Origin of the sequence: Bradyrhizobium cosmicum (assembly GCF_032290525.1) — a bacterium.
Lineage (GTDB): Bacteria > Pseudomonadota > Alphaproteobacteria > Rhizobiales > Xanthobacteraceae > Bradyrhizobium > Bradyrhizobium cosmicum_A.
In genome coordinates, this window is sequence record NZ_JASXTA010000004.1 from 61,909 (window position 1) to 77,829 (window position 15,921).

The 15,921-nt window shown below is 65.7% G+C and carries 14 protein-coding genes; 8 read left to right on the top strand and 6 right to left on the bottom strand.

All coding sequences use genetic code 11. The annotated features are described in order from the left end of the window. Positions 1 to 13: 13 nt before the first annotated feature. The gene (locus QSV46_RS08835; RefSeq protein ID WP_314949361.1) at positions 14 to 1,084 is read right to left on the bottom strand and encodes a glycosyltransferase family 4 protein; all 1,071 of its coding nucleotides are present in this window, start codon (positions 1,082 to 1,084) and stop codon (positions 14 to 16) included. Between the two features lie 163 nt (positions 1,085 to 1,247). After that, positions 1,248 to 1,442: a hypothetical protein gene (locus tag QSV46_RS08840; protein WP_314949995.1), complete on the bottom strand. Its 195-nt coding sequence runs from the start codon at positions 1,440 to 1,442 to the stop codon at positions 1,248 to 1,250. On the opposite strand from QSV46_RS08840, the gene QSV46_RS08845 reads away from it, so the two are divergent. The 4 genes from QSV46_RS08845 to QSV46_RS08860 are packed head-to-tail and all read left to right on the top strand — an operon-like array spanning position 1,365 to position 7,290. Next, positions 1,365 to 3,128, top strand: a complete 1,764-nt coding sequence (locus QSV46_RS08845; RefSeq protein WP_314949363.1) for an ABC transporter ATP-binding protein — start codon at positions 1,365 to 1,367, stop codon at positions 3,126 to 3,128. The genes QSV46_RS08840 and QSV46_RS08845 overlap by 78 nt on opposite strands. Before the next feature lie 56 nt (positions 3,129 to 3,184). Next, positions 3,185 to 5,389 (top strand): amylo-alpha-1,6-glucosidase, encoded by a 2,205-nt coding sequence (locus QSV46_RS08850; RefSeq protein WP_314949364.1) that lies wholly within the window; start codon positions 3,185 to 3,187, stop codon positions 5,387 to 5,389. Between the two features lie 21 nt (positions 5,390 to 5,410). Then, complete coding sequence (locus tag QSV46_RS08855; RefSeq protein WP_314949366.1) at positions 5,411 to 5,947, top strand: PRC-barrel domain-containing protein; 537 nt, start codon at positions 5,411 to 5,413, stop codon at positions 5,945 to 5,947. A gap of 23 nt (positions 5,948 to 5,970) precedes the next feature. Beyond that, positions 5,971 to 7,290, top strand: coding sequence for an MFS transporter (locus tag QSV46_RS08860; protein WP_314949367.1), 1,320 nt, complete (start codon positions 5,971 to 5,973; stop codon positions 7,288 to 7,290). On the opposite strand, the gene QSV46_RS08865 is transcribed toward QSV46_RS08860, so the two are convergent. Together QSV46_RS08865 and QSV46_RS08870 are read right to left on the bottom strand one after the other, a co-directional pair. Beyond that, complete coding sequence (locus tag QSV46_RS08865) at positions 7,287 to 8,489, bottom strand: MFS transporter (protein WP_314949369.1); 1,203 nt, start codon at positions 8,487 to 8,489, stop codon at positions 7,287 to 7,289. The two genes, QSV46_RS08860 and QSV46_RS08865, sit on opposite strands and share 4 nt — an antisense overlap. Before the next feature lie 104 nt (positions 8,490 to 8,593). Next, the gene (locus QSV46_RS08870; RefSeq protein WP_314949371.1) at positions 8,594 to 9,076 is read right to left on the bottom strand and encodes a cupin domain-containing protein; all 483 of its coding nucleotides are present in this window, start codon (positions 9,074 to 9,076) and stop codon (positions 8,594 to 8,596) included. A 270-nt stretch (positions 9,077 to 9,346) separates the two neighbouring features. Between QSV46_RS08870 and QSV46_RS08875 the strand changes: the two genes are divergently transcribed. Beyond that, positions 9,347 to 10,063: a peroxiredoxin-like family protein gene (locus QSV46_RS08875; RefSeq protein ID WP_314949373.1), complete on the top strand. Its 717-nt coding sequence runs from the start codon at positions 9,347 to 9,349 to the stop codon at positions 10,061 to 10,063. Positions 10,064 to 10,104: 41 nt separating this feature from the next. On the opposite strand, the gene QSV46_RS08880 is transcribed toward QSV46_RS08875, so the two are convergent. Beyond that, entirely contained in the window at positions 10,105 to 10,989 is an 885-nt protein-coding gene (locus tag QSV46_RS08880; RefSeq protein WP_314949374.1) for a LysR family transcriptional regulator, read from the bottom strand. Between the two features lie 185 nt (positions 10,990 to 11,174). Between QSV46_RS08880 and QSV46_RS08885 the strand changes: the two genes are divergently transcribed. From QSV46_RS08885 to QSV46_RS08895, 3 genes are all read left to right on the top strand, one after another. Further along, positions 11,175 to 11,999: a 3-hydroxybutyrate dehydrogenase gene (locus QSV46_RS08885; RefSeq protein ID WP_314949375.1), complete on the top strand. Its 825-nt coding sequence runs from the start codon at positions 11,175 to 11,177 to the stop codon at positions 11,997 to 11,999. A 70-nt stretch (positions 12,000 to 12,069) separates the two neighbouring features. Beyond that, positions 12,070 to 13,212: a patatin-like phospholipase family protein gene (locus QSV46_RS08890; protein WP_314949376.1), complete on the top strand. Its 1,143-nt coding sequence runs from the start codon at positions 12,070 to 12,072 to the stop codon at positions 13,210 to 13,212. A gap of 64 nt (positions 13,213 to 13,276) precedes the next feature. After that, positions 13,277 to 14,227 carry an oxygenase MpaB family protein gene (locus QSV46_RS08895; RefSeq protein ID WP_314949976.1) on the top strand — a complete coding sequence of 317 codons (951 nt, stop codon included), beginning with the start codon at positions 13,277 to 13,279 and terminating at the stop codon, positions 14,225 to 14,227. A gap of 182 nt (positions 14,228 to 14,409) precedes the next feature. Here QSV46_RS08895 and glgA read toward each other — a convergent pair whose 3' ends face one another. Beyond that, entirely contained in the window at positions 14,410 to 15,825 is a 1,416-nt protein-coding gene (glgA, locus tag QSV46_RS08900) for a glycogen synthase GlgA (RefSeq protein ID WP_314949378.1), read from the bottom strand. Positions 15,826 to 15,921 lie beyond the last annotated feature (96 nt).

Below are 15,921 nucleotides of genomic sequence, written 5' to 3' on the forward strand. Positions count from 1 at the left end.
GCGGGTGTTGCCGCTACTCCGCGCTGCTCACCAGCTTGATCCGCGGCGTCTGCGCCTCGGTCAGGCTGCGATAGGCCGCGAGATAGTCGAGCGCCATCCGGCGCGCCGTGAAGCGCTTCTCGAAGTGCCCGCGGATGGCGACGCGGTCGAGCTGCGCAAGGCGGCCGACGACGCCGGCAGCGCTGAGGATGTCCTCGACGACGAAGCCGGTGAGGCCCTCGTCGATGATCTCCGGTACCGAGCCGCGGTTGAAGGCGACAACGGGCGTGCCGCAGGCCATGGCTTCGATCATCACGAGGCCGAACGGCTCCGGCCAGTCGATCGGCAACAACAGGCCGAGCGCGCCGCTCAGGAAGTCCGACTTCTCGTGGTCGCTGATCTCGCCGATGAAGTCGACCAGCGGATTGTTCTGGATCATCGGCTTGATCAGCTCGTCGTAGTAATCCTGGTCGGCGCGATCGACCTTGGCCGCGATCTTCAGCGGGATGCCGCAATGGGTCGCGATCTTGATGGCGCGATCGACGCCTTTTTCGGGCGCGATGCGGCCGAGCACGGCGAGGTATTCCTGCTTGGCCGGCTTCGGCGTCAGCAGATTTTCCGGCAGTCCGTGATGAATCGTCGTCACCCAGTTCGCCTGCGGCACCGGCCGCCGCTGGGCATTCGAGATCGAGATCACAGGCATTTTCGAGAAGGTGTTGAACACCGGCTGATGCTCCGGAAGGTCGAGCCGGCCGTGCAGGGTGGTCAGGAACGGCGTCGGCTGCCGGTGGAACAGCGACCACGGATAGTAGTCGAGATGGAAGTGGAGGAAGTCGAACTCCTCGTCGTCACATTTCTGCCGCACGCGCTCCAGGAGCACCATGTGCAGCGCGTTGGGATCGCGTACGGAACCGTCGAGGCGCAGGGCCCGCGGCCACAATGCGTCCAGCTTCGCCGAGGTCTGGGAGTCGCCGCTGGCGAACAGCGTCACGTCGTGACCCAAAGCAACCAACTCCTCCGTCAACCAGTGCACCACCCGCTCGGTGCCGCCATACAGCTTGGGTGGAACAGCCTCCGTCAACGGAGCTACCTGCGCGATGCGCATCTCACCATCTCCTCTGTGCGATCATGGACGTGAAAAAACCCCCGCCGTGTCTCGGCACCGGCATGCCAATGAGGGAACGTTCTCGCAATTGCGAAGTTCCTTCAACGAACGTTACTTCTTCGACACACTTCAAGCGCGGTCGCGATGATGCCACGTCCTGCTCTCACATCGTCCGCATCCGCATGTCGTGATGGTCCAGCCCGGGAACCGAGGCGAAGCGGTCGATGTTCAGTCGGCTAAGATAAAAATTACAAACCATCATGACGGGGTCGGTAATCACATGGATCATCTTTCTGGATACGCGCGCAGGCCATTTGCCTTTGTCTTGCGCTATCTTCGGCGGCGCTTGGCGTCGCACCTGGTGATCCTGACCGCTGTCGTTGCAGCCGTTGCCTGCTCCGTAGGCACGCAGTATGGCGTGAAATCCCTGGTCGACGGCCTGTCGGCGGGAACTTCGCATGGCGGGAGCGTATGGCTGGCATTCATTCTGCTCATGTCGCTGATCGCCGCCGACAACTTCCTGTGGCGGATCGCGAGCTGGACCGCGAGCTTCACCTTCGTCCGTGTCACGGGTGATTTACGCCGTGACATATTTCGTCATCTGACCGGGCATGCGCCGAGCTACTTCTCCGATCGCATGCCAGGCATGCTGACCAGCCGCATCACGGCGACGTCGAACGCGGTGTTCACCGTCGAGAACATGTTCGTCTGGAATGTGTTGCCGCCGTGCATCGCCACGGTTGCGGCGATTGCGCTGATTGGAACCGTGAGCCCCTATATGGCACTCGGCCTGATCGTGATCGCCGGAGGCATGGTGATCGCGATGTTCCGACTGGCTGCGGCCGGCAAGCCACTGCATGACGATTTCGCCGACAAGGCGGCCGTTGTCGACGGCGAGATGATCGACGTCATCAGCAACATGCCGCTGGTGCGCGCCTTCTGCGGCATCGGCCACGAGCATGAGCGGTTTGACGCCACGGTCAACCGGGAACTGACCGCGCGCGGGCGCAGTCTGCGCTATCTGGAGAAGCTGCGGCTCACGCATGCGGGCGTGACTGTCGTGTTGACGGTGGCGCTGATGGCCTGGGCGATCACGCTGTGGCAGCAGGGCGAGGCGACCACCGGCGACGTCGTGCTGGTCTGTACGCTCGGTCTGTCTATCCTTAATGCGACGCGCGATCTTGCGGTTGCGCTGGTTGATGTCACCCAGCACGTTGCGCGCCTGACCGAGGCGATCGCAACGCTCCTGGTGCCCCACGAACTGCGCGATCACCCCGCGGCCGAGCCGCTGATGAAGAGCGGCGCCGCGATCGCGTTCAACAACGTCACCTTCGGCTATCCCGGCGGCGCGAAGATCTTCGAGCGGTTCAGCCTGCGCCTGCAGCCCGGCCAGCGTGTCGGCCTCGTCGGCCAGTCCGGCGGCGGCAAGTCGACCCTGTTCACGCTGCTTCAGCGCTTCTATGATGTGGACGAGGGCAGCGTGACTATCGACGGCCAGGACATTTCCATGGTGACGCAGCAGAGTCTGCGCGAGGCGATCTCCGTCGTGCCGCAGGACATCTCTCTGTTCCATCGGTCGATCCGCGAGAACATCCGTTATGGCCGGCCGACCGCGACCGACGACGAGGTGCTGCGCGCGGCAATTGCGGCGCGCTGCGACTTCATCGACAGCCTGCCCGAGGGCCTCGACACCATGGTCGGTGACCGCGGCGTGAAGATGTCCGGCGGCCAGCGCCAGCGCATCGCGATCGCGCGCGCCTTTCTGAAGGACGCACCGATCCTGTTGCTGGACGAGGCCACCGCCGCGCTCGACAGCGAGTCGGAGGAAGCGATCCGCGAGGCGCTGTCGCGCCTGATGCGCGGCCGCACCGTGATCGCGATCGCACACCGGCTCGCGACGCTGCGAAATTTCGACCGTGTGGTCGTGTTGAAGGGTGGTAAGATTATCGAGGACGGATCACCCGAGCGTCTGATGCAAGGCCACGGGCCCTATCGCGAGCTGGTCACGCAGGAAATGAGCCGGCTTGCCCAAGCCGCCGCGTAAACCAACAGTCGCGTTCGAGTCGGTTGCGTGTCGAAACAAGCGCAGGGGAGCTGCTGATGTCGGCTGAAGCCGTTACCCAATTCGTCTCCGTGACGCGGACCTTGGACCAGGTCGCGGAGCAGCCTTTCTATATTCCGATGACGGGACCGTCGGCGCGGCCGCGGCGTTCGCTCAAGCACGACGATACCTTCATCGTGCTCGACAGCCATGGGGACATCGGCGCGTCTGCGGGCGGGCCCGATGGCCTGTTCCATTACGATACCCGCTATCTTGCGAGGCTCGAACTCGTGCTCGACGATCTTCAGCCGTTGTTGCTCGGCTCGAACCTGCGCGACGACAACTCGGCGCTGACAGTCGATCTCACCAATCCGGACATCTACCGGCAGGGCAGCCTCATGCTGCAAAAGGACCTGCTGCACATAGTGCGCACGATCTTCCTGTGGCGCGGCACCGCCTATCAGCGCATCGGCGTGCAGAACCATGGTGACCGGCCGGCCGGCTTCGAGTTGACGCTGCTGTTCGACAATGATTTCGCCGATCTGTTCGAGGTCCGCGGCGAGCGGCGACCGCGCCGCGGCATCGGTTCGAGCCGGCTGTTAGGCCCGACCGACGTCCTGTTCGACTACCGCGGCCTTGATGACGCCGAGCGCACCACGGGCTTGCATTTCGACCCGCGCCCGACGAAATTGTCGGTGAATGCCGCGACTTGGCAGCTCGAACTCGACCCGCATGAGTCGAAATCGCTGTTCGTGGCCGTGTCCTGCAACCGGCCGATCGCGGAGAAGCCGGCGCGCTTTTTCCGGGGCCTGCTCGCCCATCGCCGCGAGATGCGGCAGTCGACGATGGGGGCGGCCAGCATCGAGACCTCCAACAACATCTTCAACGAGGTGTTGTGCCAGGCCATGGCCGACCTGAACATGCTGATGACGGAGACGCCGCAAGGGCGTTATCCCTATGCCGGCATTCCCTGGTACTCGACGACCTTCGGCCGCGACGGGCTGATCACCGCGCTGCAGATGCTGTGGGTCGATCCGCGGATCGCCAAGGGCGTCCTCAGGCGGCTTGCGCATTTTCAGGCGGATGCGATCGATCCGCTCAACGATGCCGCGCCCGGAAAGATCCTGCATGAGATGCGCGGCGGCGAGATGGCGGCACTGCGCGAGGTGCCGTTCGCGCAATATTACGGCAGCGTCGATTCGACCGCCTTGTTCATCATGCTCGCCGGGCGCTATTTCGAGCGGACCGGCGACGAGAACACGCTGATCGAGCTGTGGCCGGCGATCGAGGCGGGGCTTGCCTGGATCGATGGGCCCGGCGACCCCGACAATGACGGCTTCGTCGAATATCAACGCGCCACCGAAAAGGGCCTCGCCAACCAGGGCTGGAAGGACTCCTACGACGCGATCTTCCATGCCGACGGCCAGCTCGCGGAGGGCAATCTCGCGCTGGCGGAGGTCCAGGGTTACGTCTTTGTCGCCAAGCAGCTCGCCGCGCGCTGCGCGCTCCGGCTCGGCAAGCCTGATCTCGCGAGAAAACTCGAGGCAGATGCCAAGGCGTTGGCCGAGCGCTTCGAGAAGGCATTCTGGTGCGAGGAGCTCGGGACCTATGCGCTTGCGCTCGACGGCAGGAAGCGGCCCTGCAAGGTGCGGACATCCAATGCCGGGCAGGTACTGTTCAGCGGCATGATCCGTGAGGACCGCGCCCGCCTCGTCGCGGCCGATCTGATGCGGCCGCATTTCTTCTCGGGCTGGGGTATCCGCACCGTCGCTGTCGGCGAGGTGCGCTACAATCCGATGTCCTATCATGACGGCTCGATCTGGCCGCACGACAATGCGCTGATCGCGCTCGGGCTCGCGCACTACGGGCTCAAGCACTCGGTCGCGCATGTCTTCAAGGGCCTGTTCGATGCCGCGACCTACATGGACCTGCGGCGGCTGCCCGAGTTGTTCTGCGGCTTCCGCCGCGAGAAGCGGCGCGGCCCAACGCTCTATCCGGTTGCCTGCGCGCCGCAGGCCTGGGCCAGCGCGACGCCGTTCACCCTGCTGGAGGCGGCGCTGGGCATCGAATTCGATGTCGCGCGAGGCGAGATCCGTCTGCGCAATCCACATCTGCCGTCGTTCCTGAACGAGGTGATCCTGCGCGATCTGCGCCTGGGCGATTCCAGCGTGGATCTGCGCGTCAGCCGCCACGGCGACGACGTGGCGCTGGAAGTGTTGCGGACGCGCGGCCGGATTCAGGTGTCGATCGTGCTGGCGCGCTAGCGGCGCCCGCGAGGAGGGGACATGCGTACGATCGGAGCATGGGTGCTGAGCTTGGCGATCGTCGCGGGATTGACGGTCGCTGCATCGCGCGCCGCGGAGGAGACGCCCGCCGCGTCGCCAACGACACCCCCAAGTGAAGCAAACGCGCCGGCCACGGCTCAGCCGCCGGCTTCCACCGTGCCCATTACGCCGAAGGATGCCGCGCCGCCGCCCTCGGTGACCATCATCGGCGCGAGCGACGCACACGGCGTGCTTGGCCGCGACGTCCGTAGCGCCGCCGACGAGGACATGGGCCGCATCGTCGACGTCGTCGTCGACCGCACCGGCCATGTGCGCGCGGCCGTGATTGATTTCGGCGGCTTTCTCGGCGTCGGCAGCCGCAGGATCGTGGTGGACTGGAATGCGATGCGGTTCGGCAAGATCGTCAACAAGAAGGACAGCATCACGCTGGAATTGACCAAGGCGCAGGTCGCCGCCGCGCCGGAATACAAGGAAGACACGCCGATGGTCGTGCTCGGCGCGTCCGGCAGCCTGCAACCGCTGCAAGCGATTCAGTGAGGCGGGGGGAGGGATGACGGCCGGTGCTATTGTCGAGAAAGCCGAACCACGCAGACCGCGATAGAAGCGTCGAACAGGGCGACGTTGCGGCGCCACAGCCTGCGAGCCTTCCGGCACCGTCGCGGCAGAGCCTGCGCGGCCTCGATTGGTTCATCTTCTTCCTCGCCGACGTGCAGACCGGGTTCGGTCCCTTCATTGCGGTTTACCTGACGACGCAGAAATGGACCCAGGTCGAGATCGGCTTCGTGCTGTCGATCGGCGGCATTGTCGCACTGATCGGGCAGATGCCGGGCGGCGCCATCATTGACGCCGCGAAATCCGAGCGGCTGGTCGCAGCCCTCGCGATCGCGACCATTGGCTGTTGCGCGCTCGCCTACGCGGCGATGCCGATCTTCGCCGTGGTGGTGGCGGCGGCCACGCTGCATGCGGCCGCGAGCTGCGTGCTGGGGCCGGCGATCGCGGCGATCAGCCTTGGTCTCGTCGGCCCGCTCGTGATCGGGGAGCGGCTCGGCCGCAACGCCCGGTTCGCATCCCTCGGCAACGGCGTTGCCGCTGCTGTGATGGGCACGGCAGGCTACCTGCTGTCGAGCCGTTCGGTGTTCCTCGTCACCTTCCTGCTCACGATACCGACCCTGATCGCGCTGTCGCGCATCCGCGAGGAAGAGGTCGACATCGCGCGCTGTCACGGCGAGATGCCGCGCGAGGCACCGTTGCCCGGCGACACTAATGTCTGGCACCTGATCCGGCAGCGGCCGCTGATCGTCTTTGCGCTGAGCGTGCTGCTGTTGCAGCTGGCGAATGCCGCGATGATGCCGCTGATGGCAAGCGCGGTGACGGCGCGGTCGAGCCAGTGGGCGACGGTGCTTGTCGCGTTTTGCATCGTGGTGCCCCAGGCGATCGTGGCGCTGCTGTCACCGACGGTCGGGCGCAAGGCGCAAGCGTGGGGCCGGCGCCCGCTGCTGCTGATCGGGTTCGCGGCGCTGACGATTCGCGGCCTGTTGTTCGCGACCGTGCGCGATCCCTATCTGCTGGTCGCGGTGCAGGTGTTTGACGGTCTCACCGCGGCGGTGTTCGCAGTGATGATCCCGCTGATCGTCGCCGACGTCGCCTTCGGCAGCGGGCATTTCAATCTGGCACAGGGCATCGTCGGCACCGCGACCGGCATCGGTGCGGCGCTCAGCACGTCGCTTGGCGGCTATGTCGCCGATAAATTCGGCAATGCCACCGCCTTCATCGGGCTGTCCGGCGTCGCCGCGACGGGGTTGTTGCTGATTCTATTCGTGATGCCGGAGACCCGGCGCACGGGCATGATCGCGGCAAAAGAGGCGCAAGCCAAGCGCTAGCGCTTCAAGGCAGTCGTGAGCAGGGCCGCGGCCGCGAGGGCCACGCCGACGCCGGCGACGCAGGCGTGCCAGCCGAAGCTGTCGAACAGCCGTCCGAGCACGGCCGTGCCGACCAGCCCGCCGCAGAAATAGCACGCGAGATAGGTGCCGCTGGCGATGCCGCGGTTGTCGCTGGCCGCCTGTCCGACGAAGCCGGTGGCGGCGGCCTGCGCGAAGAATGTGCCGACGCCGACCAGAACCATTCCGGTAAGCACTTCGCCCAGACGCGGTGCCAGCATCAGCGGCAAGCCTGTCCCGGCAACCGCGAGCGAGCCCCAGATTGTCGGCCGCGTCCCGAGGCGCGATGCCACCCGGCCAGCCAGTAGCGTCGTGACGATCGATGGCAGGAAGACGAAATAGACGAGGCCGAGATCCATCATGCCGAGCGACAGCGGCGGCCGGACCAGCACGAAATTGACGAAGGTGAAGGTGCCGATGAAGGCGAACAGGATACAGAAGCCGATGCCGAAGGCCGCGCGCAGCCGCGGCTCGCGCCAATGCGCGATCATGGCGGCGAGGGGCGATCCCGCCGGCATCGTCGCGTGCATCGGCGGGACGTGCTTGATGGTGAAATGGACCAGCACCGCGCCGGCGAGGTTGAGGGCTGCGAAGAAATAGAAATTCCATTGCAATCCGAGACCGTCGGCGATCGCAGCCGAGATTAGACGGCCGACCAGATTGCTGGCGACGTTGCCGGCGATGTAGGCTGCGAAGGCGCCGCCGGCGTCCATGGCGCTGCATTGCTCGCCGAGATGAGCGAGCGTCAGCGCGAAGGCAGATGCCATGCACAGCCCTTGTGCGACCCGCAGGGCGGTAAAGACGGCGAGATTGGGCGCGACCGCAAGCAGGCTGGTCGGGATCGCGAGAAGCGTGAGACTGAGCAGGATGCCGGTGCGGCGGTCGATATGTGGGCTGAAGAATCCGACGACGAGGCTCGCGACAGCCATGCCGAAGGTACTGGCATTGACGGCAAAGCCCATCGCCGCCGGCGTGACGCCGTAGTGGCGCGTCAGCGAGGGCAGGATCGCCTGTGTCGCGAAGAGGTCGACGACGGTCAGGAAGGCGGTCAGGCCGATGACGAGCGAGCGGAGCGCCAGCCCTGGCGAATGCGTGTCCATCGGCATCGTGGCCGGCTTCATCCGTGCAGACAGATCGGTCATGACCGGCATCTCCGGTGGAGGATGTGGCGCCGGGCCCGCCTTGCGACATGGGGATTTGCGGACGCCACATCCGGGAACGAGTTCGCTGGGGCCGGAACCGCCCGTCACATGTGATGGTCGTTGGGATCCTTGCGGACGTCGCCGACATAGAGAATGACCGTCTCCTTGCCGAGGTTCTTCCACCAATGCGAGGTGCCGTAGACTTCGGGGCGGATGTCGCCGGCCTTGTGCACGATCGGATCGACGCAGTTGGAGGCATATTCGACGATCTCGCCCTGCTGCACGAAGATCAGGGCGGGGCGGTCGTCGTGGCTGTGCCAGGGCACGATGCCGCCCGGCGCGATGGTCAGCTTGCGGAAGCGCAGCTCGCGGCCTTCGATGTGTGCCGGCTGCTTGCCGAGGTCGATCGCGCCGAGCGTGACGTCGGTAACGCCGACCGGCTTGTAGTCGACCATCTGTTGCGCATTCGGCTTGATCTTACCGGCGGGACATTCGCCGGCAAACACGGGCTGCGCCGCAAGGGTCAGCGTGCCGAGAACCGCAAGGCCGGGACAGACCGCGCGCGACAACATGTGATGCCTAGACATGGGGAAGTCTCCTCTGTTGGCCGCAACCTCGCTGGTCGCCGGCTATGGCAGGAGCTTCGTCGAGACAGCGCCTCTTCTGAAATGCCGTTTCGCTTTCGGTGCGATAGCCCGGCGCTATGGCGAGGCGATGCGCGCCGGCTATCAAACCGATTGCAGATCGGCATTTCCGCGTACATGATTTCCGGGGCTCGATGGCATGCCCGACGGCCACCTCTTGCGGGCGGCCGGACCGGGAAACTAATATTCGCGCGAAGAATGCCGGAGCGGAAGATGACGTCTCTCTCACCAGCCGATGCCGAGCGACTGAGGCTTGCCTTCCAGCGGTGCCGCGACATGGAGGGAACGCTGAACGAGCAGCTGCGCACCTATGCGGACGCAAGCCGCCAGGTCTTCCCGGCCTATGGTGCTGCGGTCGATCGCCTGGTGGAGCGATTGAACGGGAACGGCGGCGGCGAGACCGCGCCGCGTCCGGGCGATGCGATGCCGCCGTTCATGCTGCCCGACGCGGGCGGACGTCTGGTCGCGTTGCCCTCGCTGCTGGAAGGCGGCCCGGTCGCGGTCATGTTCTTTCGCGGCCATTGGTGCCCCTATTGCCGGCTCAACGTCCGCGCCGTGGTTCAGGCGCACGACCGCATCAAGGCCATGGGCGCGCAGATCGTCGCGATCATGCCGGAGACGCAGGAATACACCGAACAGCTCAAATCGGACTCCGGCGCACGGTTTCCAATCCTGACCGATCTCGACAACGGCTATGCGCTCTCGCTGAATCTGGCAATCTGGCTCGGCGCCGAGATCCAGGGGCTGTTGTCGTATCAGGATATCGCGAAGTTTCACGGCAACGATGGCTGGATGCTGCCGATCCCGGCGGTGTTCGTCGTCGGGCGCGATGGCATCGTGAAGGCGCGATTCGTCGATCCCGACTTCCGCAAGCGCATGGAGATCGACGATCTGCTTGCGGCGCTCGAAGACGCGAGCCGGGAGCGCTGAGTTTCACCTCGCCTCGCTCGCGGGGAGAGGGAGAAGCCAGACTACCCCGCGATCGCCCGCCAGTCTGCGCCGCGCAGCATGCGCATCACGGCATTGGCCACGGCCGTGCGCTGGCGTCCGGCGACGCCGTAGAGGCTGACGGTGCGGCGGGCGTCGAGCCCTGCCACTGCGGTGCGCGTCAGGCTCGCGGGCACAGGCGAGGTGCGTGGCACCATGGCGACGCCGATATCGGCCTCCACCAGCTCGATCATATCGTGCTCGCTCGAGATCTCGTAGGTTTCGACGTCGATGCCGTGCTCGCGCAGGCTCGCCGAGATGCGCCGGGAATGCTCGCAGAAGGTCCGGTTGAGCAATTGCTCCGGACGAAGATCGTCCAGCTCGATGGTGCTGCGTCCGGCAAGCCGATGCTGTTTGCTGACCACGAGCTCGAACGTCTCCGTGAACAGGGGCCAGACGTCGAGCCGATCCCAGGCTTCGTCGATCTCGGCGGCGATGCCGAGCTCGGCGTCGCCCTTCTTCAGGAAGTCACCGACCTCGCGGCTCGAGCCGCGCAGGAAGCGCAGCTCGAGCCGGTTGAACTGCCGCCTGATCTCGTTGAGATGGGGAATGAGCAGGGACAGATCGATCGAATGCGTCAGCGCGATGCGCAGCGCGCCGATCTCCCCGCTTCGGAACGAGGAGGCGAGCGAGCGCGCGCCGGTGGCGGCGTCATGGCATTGCTTTAGCAGCGGATGCATGCGCTGGCCGAGCTCGGTCAGTTGCGCGGCCGGCCGCTCGCGGCGGAACAAGTCGCCGCCGAGCTCGGCCTCGAGCTGCTTGATCGCGCGGGTCAGCGAGGGCTGCGTGACGTTGCATTCCTCGGCGGCGCGCGTGAAATTGAGCAGTTGCGCCACCGCGAGGAAATAGCGGACCTGGTGCATTTCCATGGATCGGCTCCCGGCAAGATCAGCCGGACCCTATCCGATCGGGGCAGGGAATGACATCCCGGCCGCAATAGCGCCAGCGTATGGATTCGGAAGCCAACCGGCATTTCCACGGAGCTGGACGATGCCGCAGATTTCGCCCAACGGTGCGGCGTCACGCGGGCCGTTCGTGCAAGGAGGTCTGGATCATGAACATCCCCATCAAGACGCAATCGTCCGCTTCATCACGTGCGCTGGCCGGCAAGGTGGCCCTCGTCACCGGCTCGACCAGCGGCATCGGCCTTGGCATCGTGCGGGCATTGGCCGCGTCCGGCGCCGATGTCGTGCTGAACGGCCTCGGTGTCGCCAGCGAGATCGGCCGGGCGCGCGAGCAGATCGCGGCCGAGTTCGGGGTCAAGGCGAGCTATTCGCCGGCCGACATGACCAAGCCGAAATCCATCGCCGAGATGATCGCGGCCACCACTGCCGGGTCCGGCCGGCTCGACATCCTGGTCAACAATGCCGGCATCCAGCACGTCGCGCCGCTTGACCAGTTTCCGGCCGACAAGTGGGACCAGATCCTCGCCATCAACCTGACCTCGGCCTTCCACACCACGCAGCTTGCGCTGCCTGCGATGCGCCGGAACGGCTTTGGCCGGATCATCAACATCGCTTCGGCGCATGGCCTGGTCGGTTCGCCGTTCAAGGCAGCCTATGTCGCGGCCAAGCACGGCATCCTCGGCCTGACCAAGGTCACGGCGCTGGAGACCGCCGAGCAAGGCATCACCTGCAATGCGATCTGTCCCGGCTACGTCTACACGCCGCTGGTCGAGGCGCAGATCGACGGACAGGCAAAAGCGCACGGCATCTCCCGCGATGAGGTGATCCGCGACGTGCTGCTGGCGCAACAGCCGAACAAGCGCTTCGCCACGGTCGAGGAGCTCGGCGCGCTCACGGTGTTCCTGTCGACGGAGGCTGCCGCGTCGATTACGGGCGTCGCGCTGCCGGTCGACGGCGGCTGGACGGCGCATTAACATGAACCGGCGTAACACGTCACTGCCAACAGCGAATATCCGAGCAGTGCAGGCTGATCAGGAGCGAACCATGAGCGGCACGCAGAATAACACACAGGGCAGGGACCTGCCGGGTCAGGTCGTCCTCGTGCTTCAGGGCGGTGGCGCGCTCGGCTCCTACCAGGCCGGCGTCTATCAGGCGCTTCACGAGGCCGGCATCGAGCCGGACTGGGTCATCGGCACTTCGATCGGTGCCATCAATGCCAGCCTGATTGCGGGTAACGCGAGGGAGCACCGGCTGGCGCGCTTGAGGGAGTTCTGGAAGCGGATGGAGCAGAAGCCGGTCTGGGACTGGCGGAGCGCGTTTCCCGGTTTCAACGAGAAGCTGGCCTATTGGTCGACCGTGACCCACGGCATTCCCGGTTTCTTCCGGCCCAATCCGCTGGCGCATGCCGGAGATTTCTATCCGCTGGGCGCCGATCACGCCGGCTTCTACTCGACCGCGCCGCTGGAGAAGACGCTGAGCGAGCTGGTCGATTTCGATCTGGCCAATCTCTGCGCGCCGCGCCTGACGGTCGGTGCGGCTCATGTCGGTACGAGCGAAATGCGCTATTTCGACAGCCGCGACGGCGAGCTGACGGTGAAGCATGTGATGGCCTCGGGCGCGTTGCCTCCGGCCTTCCCGGCGGTGCGCATCGACGGCGAACTCTATTGGGACGGGGGCATCCTCTCGAACACGCCGACGGAAGCGGTGTTCGACGACAATCCGCGCAAGGACTCGCTGATCTTCTCCGTGCATCTGTGGAATCCCGTCGGCGCCGAACCGACCACGATGGCGGAGGTGCTGAACCGGCACAAGGACGTGCAATATTCCAGCCGGATCGCCAGCCAGATCGTGCGCCAGCAGCAGGCCCATCGCCTCCGCCACGTCATCAACCAGCTCGCGGCGCGGCTTCCGGAAAGCGAGCACGACGATCCCGCGGTGAGGGAGCTGATTGGCTATGGCTGTCCGACCCGCATGCATGTGGTGCGGCTGCTGGCGCCGCAGCTCGAGCGCGAGACCCATACCAAGGACATCGACTTCAGCCCGTTGGGGATCACACGGCGCTGGCATGCCGGCTATGCTCACACGAAGTCGGTGCTTGCGCGCAAGCCGTGGGTCGGCGAATTCGATCCGCTCGCAGGCGTGGTGCTGCACGAGCATATGGACGAGATGCCGATGGCGGCGGAGTAGGGCCGCAAGCGAACGTCGGGTTCATCGAATTGCCACAGGCCTTGCGGATTGTGAGGCCATGCAGGTGGTGTCAGAGAACGATCTGGAATTGGCGCTCGAGAAGGTCCGTGCCGAAGCGGCAGGACCGGTGGCCGGCGTGTTCGGTCCGTCCTCGATCACCTGGCGGATCGACCGGGAGGCCGTGATCTTTCTCGGCGCCGGCCGTGCGCTGCTGCTTCAGCTTGCGCACCCCTGGGTCGCAGCCGCCATCGCCGAGCATTCCAGGACCCTTGCAGATCCGATCGCACGCTTCCATCGCACCTTCGACATCGTTTTTGCCATGGTGTTCGGCTCGGTCGACCGGGCGATGTTGTCGTCCCGGCAGCTGCATCGGCGTCACTCCATGATCGTCGGAGAGATGCCGGAGACGGTCGGTCCGTTCGCCGCGGGCTCGCGCTACTGCGCCAACGACATCCCGTCGCTGCGCTGGGTTCATGCAACGCTGGTCGAGACCGCGCTGATGGCGCACGATCTGGTGCTGCCGCCGTTCTCGGCGGAGGAGCGCGAGCGCTACTGGACCGAGAGCCGGACGTTTGGCGCGTTGTTTGGATTGACCGGCGATGACCTGCCTGCGGACTGGGCGGGCTTTGCCGCGTACACCGCGGCAATGACAGCGTCGGATACGTTGACCGTCAGCCCGGCGGCGCGCGAGATCGCCGCGCAGATTTTTGGGGGCGCGCGTCCGTGGTTGCGGCCGCCGCGATGGTATCGCGCGCTCACGGCGAGCCTGCTGCCGGAGCGCTTGCGCGCGGGCTTTGGGTTTGAACTCGGCGAGCGCGAAATCAGATCCGCCGACAGTGCCTTGAGATGGATCAGGCGCGTCTATCCGAGATTGCCGGACCGGCTGCGCTATGCCGGTCCCTACCAGGAGGCGCAGGCCCGTCTGCGCGGCGAGCCGCGGCCGGACTGGATGACTCGCTGTCTCAACCGCGCCTGGATCGGTCGGCCGCAGATGGACTTGCGCGGGAAGGGGTGAAGTTCTCCATCATTAGCTCCGTCATCCTGAGGCGCGAGCGGCGCGATGCTAACGCATCGCGCTGGGAGCCTCGAAGGATGCACGGCCCCGCTGCTGCAGCCGGGCCGTCGCCCTTCGAGGGCCGCTGAAGAAGCGGCCGCCTCAGGGTGACGGGAGACGGAGTGGCGCTCGCAGCGTCGCCCTCACACCGACGCCAGTTTCCGGTACAGCGCGTTGTAGCTGCCGGCCGAGATGGTCCAGGAGAACGAACGGCCCATCGCTCTGCGGCGCATGGTGTCGAGCTGGTCTTGTGCCATGAAGGCCTCGAACGCCCGGCGGACGCCGCCGAGGAAGGATTCGTGCGAGGGTCTTGAGAACAGGAAGCCGGTCTCGCCGTCGGTGATGGTTTCGGCAAGGCCGCCGGTCTGGTGGCCGATCGGCAACGAGCCGAAGCGCTGGGCGTACATCTGGCTGAGCCCGCAGGGCTCGAAGCGCGACGGCATCAATGTGAAGTCGCTGCCGGCGAAGATGCGACGGGACTGGGCGTCGTTGAAGCCGATCGTGACCCCGATTGCGTCGGGACGGCGGCGATGCGCGTCGACCAGCGCCTGCTCGAGCGCAGGCTCGCCGGAGCCGGTGACCACGATCTGGCCGCCGGCGTCGACGATCTCGTCGGCGGCCGCCAGCACGAGGTCGATGCCCTTCTGGTGGACGAGGCGGGCGACGATGCCGAACATCGGGCCGCGCGACACCGCGAGCCCGAACTGCTTGCGCACGTAATCCGCATTGGCCTTCTTGCCGACCCAGTCGCCGGCGCCGAATTGCTGGGCGAGCTGGGCGCACGAGCGCGGGTCCCAGCTCTCGTCGATACCATTGAGGATGCCGGTCAGCTCGGATGCGTCGGAGCGCAGGCGGAGCAGGCCTTCCAGACCGCAGCCGAACTCGGTCGTGGTGATCTCCCGCGCGTAGGTGCCGCTGACGGTGGTGAGGTGGGAGGCGTAGACCAGCCCGGCCTTGAGGAAGGAGACCTTGTCGTAGAACTCGACGCCGTCGATGTGGAAGGAGCTTTCCGGTGCGCCGATCCGCCGCAGCGAGTCTTTCGGGAAGAGGCCCTGATAGGCGAGGTTGTGGATGGTCAGGATCGACGGCAGCTTGGCGCCGCGCCAGGCGAGATAGGCCGGCACCAGCGAGGCCTGCCAGTCATTGGCATGGATCAGGTCCGCTGCCCAATTCTTGTCCAGCTTGCCCATGGCGAGTTCAGCGGCCGCAGAGGCAAGGCGCGCGAAGCGGATGTCGTTGTCCGGCCAGTCGCGCCCGAACTCGTCGCCATAGGGATTGCCGGGCCGGTCGTAGAGTTGCGAGCACAACAGCACATAGACCGGCAGGCCGTCCTTGGTCGCGGCGCGGCCGAGCGAGCAGGCCGGCATCTCCGCGAATGCCGGACAACGGCCAACGATCTGAATATGCGTGAGTTGCTCGATGATGTCGCGATAGCCGGGCAGCATGATCCGGATATCGGCGAAAGGGCGAAGGGCTCTGGGGAGGGCGGCGGAAACGGCTCCAAGTCCGCCGACGCGGACGAAGTCGTCCATCTCTGTCGTAACGAACAAGACCCTCAAGAACGGTTGCCCTCTGCCGGAGTCCGATTGTTGCTATGCAAGAACGGGTCCAGTTGCCCTGAAATTTCCAAGCCCGCCTCCACGGAGCGTCGGTTC